The following is a 9,694-nucleotide window of genomic DNA, read 5'->3' on the forward strand; positions in this document are numbered from 1 at the left end:
GTTCTGTGCAGGCGACTGCACAGAACCCATTCTTGTTATTAGGACTGCTGGCGGCGAGTCCAGAACCAACCGCAGCTTGCGATTACCGCACCAAACAGTGTCCAGAGAAGAACTCCGTTTCCGCCGGTCTTTGGCAGCTTACCGGTCTTGGTGTCGGTCACCTGCATGATCATGAGTTCGCCGGAGCCTTCGGCCTTGATAAGCGGGCTGCTGCCACCTACCACTGAGACGGTGTACTCCTTGGTCTCCTGGTCAATTGAGATTTCAAAAGCTACTGGCTCTGGCAGCAGGCTAAGTCCTGCCGGTGCCATCGTTTCTACAAGGTAGAAAGTGCCAGTCTCAGTGATTTCAATCGACTTCTGATCAGGCGTGATGGTGTAGACCGGTCCTCCACTGTGGTCTGGCTGACCACCTGCCGAGGGGTAGATATCGAAGGTCGCACCACCAAGTCCCGGTAGAATCTTGACTCCCTCACCATCGACGTACTCTGCCTTTTCCAAGGTCAGCTTGCCCGGCTTGGTGTCCGGTGCTTCGTAGTTATCGACGACACAGGAAATGGAAGACAGGACCTTATTGGATTCCGACATCTTTACGCGGAAACCGAACTCGCCCACATTCTCCACCTTGAGAGGTGAGGTTTTCCCGTCGCGGGTTTGAGTACATACGGCGTTGAAGTCACCGGTGGAATCCAAGGTGTCACCGCGGCGGAACAAAGTGAAGCCCTGCTTCTGTGTTTCAGCCAGAACCAGCGACTGCTCACGCTCGCTTTCAATGTTCCACGATGCAGTACCCTTATCGGATTCAGATCCGGAGGTTACCTTCATCGACTGATGAACCAACGGGCCATTACCAGAACTGATGACATTGTTCTTCGCAGAAAGAGTGAACTCCCAACCTGGGGCGCCGTCTTCGAGGACCTTGCCGTTTTCATCGACAATCCGCTTCTTGACCTTCACTACACCGTTACAACGAGAAGCGAGTTGTTCACCGATCTGCTTCATCTGCGCGGCGAGCTTGGAGTATTGCTCAACTCGGATGGTGTCGCCTGTACCGGAAATATCCTCACCCATGGTCTTAACCCCACGTGGACCATAGGTCCACTTGGATTGATTTCTCGTGATGTTATTCCAACGTCCGTCCGGGGTACGCTCAAACACACTGAAACCGTCCCCCTTGAAAGCTAGCTCGAAATTTGCCGTGGTATTCGTCTTTAAGTAACTCGCAGCATCCACGTAGTTTTTTGTGAACTGCCAATAAAGCCCTGGCTCTGAATTGGATACATTCGAGTTCCACCAACGTACATTTTTCAGCACGAGATCCTGAGTAACAGTTGTGTGCCGAGCATGCGTTCCACCTACAGTCAAGTCGACCATAATCGGGACGATGCGAGTTCCGGCCGCTTTCAGCTCATTTGCTGCGTCGATTGCCTGGTTAAGGGCAGATTCTTGAACAAATTCGCCACCAAGTTTTAATCCGGGCGCTTTCGAGGAATATGTCGGCATACCGTCGGTGATGAAGTACACCACGTCATAGTTTCCTGCCGCGACCTGCTTGAGGCCTGCCTCCCAGTTGGTCGAGCCGTCGCCTTGCCAATTAGCGACAATGCTCTTTGCCCGGTTTACACCTTGTTCTGATTGCAACGAGATGTAAGGAGGGTTCTGCCCATAGGTTGAGCCGTTAGCAGCACGTGGCGCTCCACCCGCGAAGTTGTAGATACCCAGTTCTGCAGGGGTTCCAGCCAACGAATCAATCAAAGCATTTGCCGCCCGCTTCGACTCGGTAAAGCCATTTGAATCAGCGTAATTCAGTGAGGTGGACAGGTCGGCCACCACAGCAATGCGCAGACCACAACGCTGCGGCATCGGCGGGTTAGCGACACGTCCATGAACCCACTGAGCTCCATCCGGCGGAGTAATAATCTCTGGTGGTTTTGGTGTGCTCTTTTTCTCTCCGTACACGTCGAGCGTCACCTTCAGGTTCTTGTTCTGTGAAAGATTATTGGTGAAGGTAAACACTGCATCTTTAGGCACGAGAGCAGAGTCAACCGGTTTGCCGTCCTTTACCGGAACAACGTCCATAGTGATGAACCCATTGCCAATGTTGACGTTGCGCTTCTGCAAAGTCACACCTGGTTCAATTTGATCCAGAGTGAGGTTGTACTTCTGCGGATCCAAGAAAGTCGCGTCAGTTTCGATACGCACCGTTGCATACTTCATGTGAGACTCCTCAGTCACCTTAGCCGTAAAGGCATTGGGCTTCTTCGGATCTACTGGGTCAGCTTTAACTGCAAACTCGTGACCGATGGCATCAAAGTGACGCCCTTCGACAGCCGGTGGCTTGGGGTCTTCGGAGGAATTTGAGCAGTTTTTAACTTCACCACTTAGATTGAAAGTCCACTCGGTACGCGCATTCGGGGCAAGCTTAAAACCTTGCTGCGCCACAGCAGTGACTTTGACAGTTCCTGGCTTGTTCTGCTCATAGACATGAGGTCCGGCGGGTGCCTTTTTTGCGTTGAGGTAGTAATCAACTCCCTTGGTATCCGGGATATTGATATAAGCCTTCTCCACGCACTCCGGTGCAGTAGCAGGGTCGACAAGAGTCGGTTCTGCTGGAGTTATCGTTCCCGGCCCCGGTTCCGGCTCCGGGGTCTCTGGCTCGGTGGGCTCAGTCGGCTCTGTCGGCTGGGTAGGCTCCGTCGGGTCCGTTGACGGGTCTGTTGGCTCACTCGGTTCGGTGGGCTCAGTGGAGCCGTCAGGAGTACCACGAAGGGTTATGGCCACGTCGCCAGTTCCTTTCGGGGTAGTGTAGTGAAGGCTGAGCGTGACTTTGTCGCCCAACTTTACCGTTTGATTCAACCCCTTATGTACGAATTCGAGTGGCGCCTGTCGAGCACTATCGTTACGAGTGATCTGCGGGTCGATTGCCCTGCCATTGATTTTCAAACTATAGCCCTGAATCCATCCTTTCCCACCAACGTTGAATTGCAGGCTGTCAATAGTCGCATCCCTATCGATTGTGAACTCGTATTCAGGAGTGGGGCGAGCATCAATATTCTTAAACTCATACTTCGGCGGAGACGTCGGAATGACCTCCGTCTGCGCCTGCGCCTGCGGCGCGTTGGGCGCAAACGCCTGACCGCTGACAACGAGAGCTACCGCTAGCAAAGCAGCCAAGAACATGCGAAGCACAGTTCGCAGTGAATCCGGCAAGCGGAATGTTGTCGAAAACATTAGTTCTTCCTACTTTCTGAGTTCTTCCTGCTAGCGGCGATAATGACGAATCCTCCACCAATCAGGGCTGCGGCGAGAGCTACCAGCCCTGCCACCTGTACACCGGTAAGCGCCAGCGAGCCGGAACTTCCGCTGCTTCCGGAGCTCGACGAGGATCCAGAAGAGTCCGAAGGTGTCGAGGTCCCCGGCTCATCAGGTGGCGTGGAGGTAGTCGACGGGGTCGTCGAGGTTCCCGGTTCACCCGGTGTTGTCGGCGTCGTTGGCGGGGTCTTCGGCGGAGTCGATGTGCCCGGCGTCGTCGGTGGAGTCTTCGGCGGTGTTGCCGGCGGCGTCGTTGGCGGGGTCTTCGGCGGAGTTGTCGGAGGTGTCGACGGTGGTGGCGTCTCCCCCGGCTTATGCGACTTCGCCACAATGACTCCCTCTACCGGAGTGGAGTCATAATCCAGCCCATAGAACGGCACCGATACTAGGAAGGGATTAATCTCCCGGTAGCTGTCGTTCGGAGCCGTCGAGGTAACGAGGTAAATACCCTGCGGCAAATCGCTGAACTTCACGGAGCCGTTTTCATCAGTGACCTGGCTAAAGTGAAGGTCTTTCGGCCACGCAGCAAGCTCAGCGGCAGTGGCCTTTTCAACCTTCTCGCGGTCCTGCGGCCTAGACGGCGAGACTCCCTTGAGACGCTCCAGATGGACGGTCACACCAGAAATAGAACCCGAAGCTGGCGAATTATCATCGTCCGGGTTTCCTGGGCTCAAGGTAATGCGCACAATGTCCGTGCCGCTCGTTGCTGAAACGCCCGGGGCATCCTGATGCCCAACAATTCTGGCCGCGTTGGCGTCATTCGCGCCAACTGCACCCATTGCTGAAACCAGAGCGCAGGCAGCTAAGAACGCAGCTATCCGGTTCCAGGTGGATGTCAAAGATTTATTCATTGTCGTTTTCCCACCACGAAGTGTTGTTATTATCCTCGGACGCTGATTCGCTGCCGTCAGCGAGTCCATCGCTGTCTGCGTCGCCATCAGCAGTCTCGACGTCCGCGTTCTCGGCGTCGTCGTCAAGCTCTTCGTCGGCGTCGAGGCGCTGGCGCCAGAGCCACCACGCAAAGCCCGTGCCAAGCACAAGTACCGCTACAAGCAGGGCATACATCCACCACTGCCATCCAGCTCCGTGCGTTTGATCGAAGATTTTGCTTTCCGACGGATCCATCGGCACTTGGTGCCCACGCACTAGCAAACGATGCGTGTTAATTCCGTAAGGAGTGCAAGTGATGAGGGTGATGTAGTCCTGGCCTTCAATGGGACGAAGATCATCGGTCTCATGCGGAAGTACAACCTTGATTTGATCAATCTCGTACTTCAGCTTGTGACCTGCGACCTGGATATAGAAGGCGTCTCCCTCTTTTGCTTTCCGCAGGTTATCGAAGAGCGTTACGTTAGTAAGTCCGGTGTGACCGGTAATGATGGAGTGGGTTCCAACACCGCCGACTGGAAGATCGGATCCGTATAGGTGTCCGAGCCCCTTGGCGAGCACCTCATCGCTGGTGCCGTGGTAAATCGGCAGGTCGGCCTGAATCTCTGGGAAGATCAGACGCGCCATCACGTCGGTAGCGTTTAGCTGATCGAGATAAGCGGCGTACTCGGGGTTGTGGTCATTAACTTCGTTAAGCCACGGGTCCAGAATCGGGCCGGTGGTTTGGCGCTCATTGTAAGAATGAGCGCGTTCCCACTGTTCATCTTTAACTTCTTGGGGTACGGACTTTTCCAACTTGGCGAACTCTTTGGCCGCCTTAGAGGTGCCGTAATTGTTCAATGCCGTGGAGACAACCGGGTACAGCATCACAAGTAAACCCACAATCACCAGAATTGCGGGGAGAACCATGCTGTTCTTCTTCGCCTGCTCAGGCTGATCAGGCTGGTCATCTGATGCGTCCCGCGTCAGCGTCGACGCAGAGTGTTTACCCACGGAGGAACTCCCAAGAAGTCAATCAAAAAGGGATGTGGCCTTTCTCTTTCTCACCGGCATGGGGTTGCCTGCTGTTGAAAAAGAGCACATCGAAAGGCCGCAACAGTAATTTCAGTGATGCGCAAACTACAGGAATGGCGTGCGCTGTTGAACGCACGCTATTCCCGCAACACTGGAGCTACAGCGCTCCAGTGACCGAGCCTTTACTCGGGTTTAGTTCTTGGAACCGCGGCGGGCGAACCATGCACCAGCTGCTACGATAGCTGCACCGATAGCAGCCAGGATGCCAACACCGGCGCCACCGGTCATCGGCAGGTTCGGGGTGGTGTCGTCGGAGTTAACAACCTCACCCTCGTTAGCGCCGACCTGGACGGAAGCCAGCTCGTAGACGCGCTCCGGGTCAGTCGAGGTAGCAACCAGCTTGAACTCGAGAGCCTCCGGCAGCAGCTCCTTGCCCTTCGGAGCCTTGGTCTCAATCAGGCAGTAGTGGGACTGCTTGTCGTTTTCAACCACAGCGTTGTCTTCGAAGTCGTTGACGTGGAGACCAGTGATCTTGACGGTACCGTCCTGGTCGGAGACGAAGGTGGTCTTAACCTCGCCACCCTGCTGACCGTTTACCGGAGTCCAGGAGTCCTTCTTCTTGGTGTCAATCTCGGAGCACTGCTTGCCAGCCTCCTGACGGACAATCTGGAACTCAGCGCCTTCCAGACCCTTGCGGTCGCCATCGACCTTCTTGAACTGCAGGCCGCCCCAGTAGGTCTTGACCTCCGGAGTCTTCTTCGGAGTGTCGTTCTCGGTACCGTCTGGGTTGTTCTGGAAGACCAAACCGGTGTTCGGTGCGATGTCGGTAGCGTTCTCGAACTGCGGCTTCAGCTTGGTGGTGATGGTAACGACGACCTTGTCACCAGCATTGAGAGTCTTTGCAACTTCTGGTTTCAGGTCGACGTCGACCTTGTTGCCCTCGAAGAACTTCCCATCAACATCCTGCGTCGGCTGGATCTCCTGGCCAGCGACCGTCACCTTCACGTCGGTGATTTCCAGCTTCGGGTCAATCTGGTCAGTGATCTGGAACTGGGTGCGCTCCGTGTTCGGCTTCAGCTGGCGAGCAGTACCTGTGACGGTGTAGACCAGGTTTTTGTCGCCTGCGTTCTGGTCCTTGTCCTTGACGGTCTTGTCCGGCTCTTCGTCCTTGTAGTTCTTCGGGAATGCGTGAACGTCGTAGTTCCAGGTGGTGCCCTGAGTCTCGGCGCCGACCTTGCCATTGCTGGTCATCGGAACGAAAGCGATGAACGGAACAGCTGGGTCGTAGCCTTCCTTCGGGGAAGTCTCAACAACCAGGTAAGCACCGAGAGGCAAATCCGTGCCAACGTTCCACTTGCCGTCTGCGTCAGTCTTGCCGTCTGCGACCTTCTGCAGGACCCCCGCAGGAAGGTCGCCCTTAAGAGCTGCGCCCTGAGAGAAGTCAGATGCCTTCAGCTTCGAAGCAGCCAGCAGACCCTCGTTGGTGGTGACATCAATGTCGGTAGCGCCGTCTGCAGTCTTGTTGATCTTGTAAACAGTGAAGCCGACACCTTCAAGCTTCTGGCCACCGTTGGCCTCAACATCCTTGACGTCAGCTTCGGTACCAGAGGGATGTCCTTCGCCGGTCGGGTTACCGAACTTGTGAATGGTGAGCGAGCCCTTGGCGCCCTTATTCACCAGTGGGGAGTCGCCGGCAGCCTGGTTGACGGCAGTGTCCTGAGCGATTGCAGCCGGGGCGGAGACGCCCATCGACAGACCCACGATGGCAGCGAAGGTTACCGAACGAGCGGTACGAGAGAACTTATTCACGAAAACAGGTCCTTTACAGAAGTCCAAAATGAAGCGACACGCTTCAATACGTCTCGCGATTCACTTCAGACGGCGACATTGATATTCCCCGACCGCACAAAACTGAGAGTTCCCTTAAAGGAAAGACCAGTCCGCCTAACCTTCTAAGCTTAAGCATCATGAACTTTTATGTTTATATTTATAAACATTCCAGCTCAGGCCCATTGCTCGTTCGGTTAACAACGCTCAGTGAACCGCTTATAAATAACTTAACCTGTTCAGCGCTTAGCCAACACTCGACGCAAACACGCCGCCAAGCCGGAACGCACGGAAAACTTATACAAAAGTAAGAATTATCGAAGATTGGTATCGCTTTTATAGAGGTCACAACGACTTTTTCCAATCAGACCAAAACATTCTCGAATCCCCGCAGAATCCACCCACCCCCCACAACCGGGGGCAGCCAAATGACCCATGCCGATTACCTCCATGGGAAACCGTCATCCCCCCAGTACATCCCAGGAAAATGGGGACTTATCAACCTTCTCGAATTTGTTGCCACGACAACGTCGTCAAGCGAAAGCAAAAGCCGTTTGCAGCAAACCGCCCCGCGACGCACCGCCCTGTGCTAGGATCTGTAAAAACACAAAGACAGTAAGCGACACGGGGCGCCCTACCGCGTCAGTTAAGACGTTTAGAGAACCGCCCAGTAATGAACATCGTTGTAGCCGTTGAGCTTGAGGACGTCACCAATCTGATCGACCTTCTTCTTGCCCTCGGGAGTCATACCATCCGGCATGATCTGCACGTCAGCGCTGTGGTCACCGGTGAAAGTGATGTTGACGTAGTCCTTGCCATCGCGATGCTCAAGCTCGAAGACGTAGCGGTTGACGGCCAGCTTGCCCGAGTGGAGGAATCCGCCCTTGCCCGGGGCGACAACTGCGGTGTCAGCAGAGTTTGCAGGTGCAGCTACCGCCTGTGCGGCAGTAGCAACCGGAGCGGCAAGCACAAGTGCGCCCACACCCCAGACACCGATTTTCTTCAACATGCTCATAGGTACCTTCCTTATCTTCAGTGTTTCTGCAGTGTTTCTGCAGATTTGTTCTGTGGTTATCTGTGTTTTCTGTGGTTAGCGGCACCGCCGTTGTTCGACGGCGCCAAACAACCACAGCCAATGGAATTGGTCAATGAATTGAGAGCCGCGCCCTAGCGCACTGGATTAGCGCACCGGGGTGGCCTCGACGATGATGTTGTCTGCGTATCCCAACGTGCCGCCGACGAACTCGCCTCCGCAGGTAATGAGAACCAAGCGGTTCTCACCAACTGCATCGTTGACGGCCTCGGGCATCCGAGCGCCCTTGACCACCTGAATCGGATCGTGGCTGACGGTGAAGTCGCGGCTTTCGCCATCCACCTTCACCGTGACAGTGTCTCCAGCCCTCAGGTCAGCGAAACGTGCAGCGTAGCCATCACCCTGGTCCACCTCATTGACGTGGCCGGTGATGACGGACGAACCAGCAGCACCTTCCTCACCGGGAATCGCGGAAGCTGAGTACCAGCCAAGGCGTGAAACATCCGTCGGCGGAATCAGAGATCCCTGATCAGTCAGCTGAACGAAATCAATCGGAGCCGACTTACCATCAATGAGCATCTCCATCTCGTGCACAGCTCCCCGAGAACCCTGTGCTGGAGTGGGCAGATTCTCCTGCGCACCTTCGAGCGCCGAATCATTGCGGTTCAGTTGGCCAATAACCAGCAGAGCGATAACGCCGATTAATGCGATAGCGGCGATATACATCCTTGGCTGCTTCCACCACGGCACGTCCTGCAGGTCTTCGACATGGCCGTCGGCCTGGTCTTCGTCCTGGTCAAACGCATCAACGTGGTCGAGTGCGCCGGTATCGGTTTCCGGTTCGATGCCCGGTTCGTAACCTGGTGCGTTTCCAGGTTCCTGTCCGGCCTCGTCCGAGCCAAACTGATCAGTCATGGAATCTCCTTAGTTCGTAGCTACCGTCGGCAGAGCGTGAGTAGCCAAACCGGTCGGGCCAGACGGAACCGAACTAATTGCACGTCGTTCCGAGTTCGGAGCCAACGGCTTTCCATGGTTCTTCTGCTTGTCCTGGCCAGTGCCACCAATGACAGTGACGTTGGTGTTGTACTGCTCCGAATGCTGATTAATCACAGTGTTCGGGGTGGCAGCATCGCTGGTGGGTGCGGAGGAATCGTCGTTAGGCGTATTCTGCTCGCCCTCACCCTTGGACTGCTCAGCGGGCGTGTTCTCTGGGGTCTTGCCATTCGTGACAGTCTGCTCCGCAGAGTTGATGTCCTTGTGAACAGCAACTTCCTTGCCATTGGCATCGGTCAGCGTCTCGAAGACAACCTGAGAAGCGCAGTCGGCATCAGTGATGATGATCGGAACATCAACCGTGCCTGCGGATGCCGTCGGCACAAAGTGCAGGCGGCTCCTAGCGCCAGTGGACTTGCCCGTCTCCTTGCACATCAGCTCACCGGTCAGGGTGTACTTCGTGCCCGGCTTCAGGCCAGTGAAGTGCACGGTGTCGATGACGACAGCGCCCTTCTCAACCTGAGCCTTGCCGGCAATACCGGCAGTAGTCGTGATGGCTGGGTTGTCCTCAGACTGCGCTGGGGTGCTCGGGTGGTTCGGCTGGGCAGGCTTGGACGGCTTGCTCGGC

Annotated in this window: 7 protein-coding genes; all 7 read right to left on the bottom strand. The window is 55.5% G+C overall.

Going from position 1 to position 9,694, the window contains the following annotated elements; translation table 11 throughout:
• Positions 1-38: 38 nt before the first annotated feature.
• On the bottom strand, positions 39-3,230 hold the full coding sequence (locus tag HMPREF2860_RS07205) for an LPXTG cell wall anchor domain-containing protein (RefSeq protein WP_049181735.1): 3,192 nt from the start codon (positions 3,228-3,230) through the stop codon (positions 39-41).
• Positions 3,230-4,162: an isopeptide-forming domain-containing protein gene (locus tag HMPREF2860_RS07210; RefSeq protein WP_049181738.1), complete on the bottom strand. Its 933-nt coding sequence runs from the start codon at positions 4,160-4,162 to the stop codon at positions 3,230-3,232. Before HMPREF2860_RS07210 ends, HMPREF2860_RS07205 begins: the two co-directional genes overlap by 1 nt.
• A complete protein-coding gene (locus HMPREF2860_RS07215; protein ID WP_239392967.1) occupies positions 4,155-5,168 on the bottom strand; it encodes a class C sortase in 1,014 nt (337 codons plus the stop codon). Before HMPREF2860_RS07215 ends, HMPREF2860_RS07210 begins: the two co-directional genes overlap by 8 nt.
• Before the next feature lie 237 nt (positions 5,169-5,405).
• Positions 5,406-7,022 (bottom strand): SpaH/EbpB family LPXTG-anchored major pilin, encoded by a 1,617-nt coding sequence (locus HMPREF2860_RS07220; protein ID WP_049181743.1) that lies wholly within the window; start codon positions 7,020-7,022, stop codon positions 5,406-5,408.
• 673 nt (positions 7,023-7,695) lie between these two features.
• Positions 7,696-8,055, bottom strand: a complete 360-nt coding sequence (locus tag HMPREF2860_RS07225) for a hypothetical protein (RefSeq protein ID WP_005511660.1) — start codon at positions 8,053-8,055, stop codon at positions 7,696-7,698.
• Between the two features lie 165 nt (positions 8,056-8,220).
• On the bottom strand, positions 8,221-8,988 hold the full coding sequence (locus HMPREF2860_RS07230) for a class F sortase (RefSeq protein ID WP_038627376.1): 768 nt from the start codon (positions 8,986-8,988) through the stop codon (positions 8,221-8,223).
• A gap of 9 nt (positions 8,989-8,997) precedes the next feature.
• Positions 8,998-9,694 (bottom strand): VaFE repeat-containing surface-anchored protein (locus HMPREF2860_RS07235; protein WP_168164996.1); only part of this gene is annotated, 697 nt, incomplete at its 5' end.

The sequence above is a fragment of the Corynebacterium sp. HMSC064E10 genome (assembly GCF_001812505.1).
GTDB lineage: Bacteria > Actinomycetota > Actinomycetes > Mycobacteriales > Mycobacteriaceae > Corynebacterium > Corynebacterium amycolatum.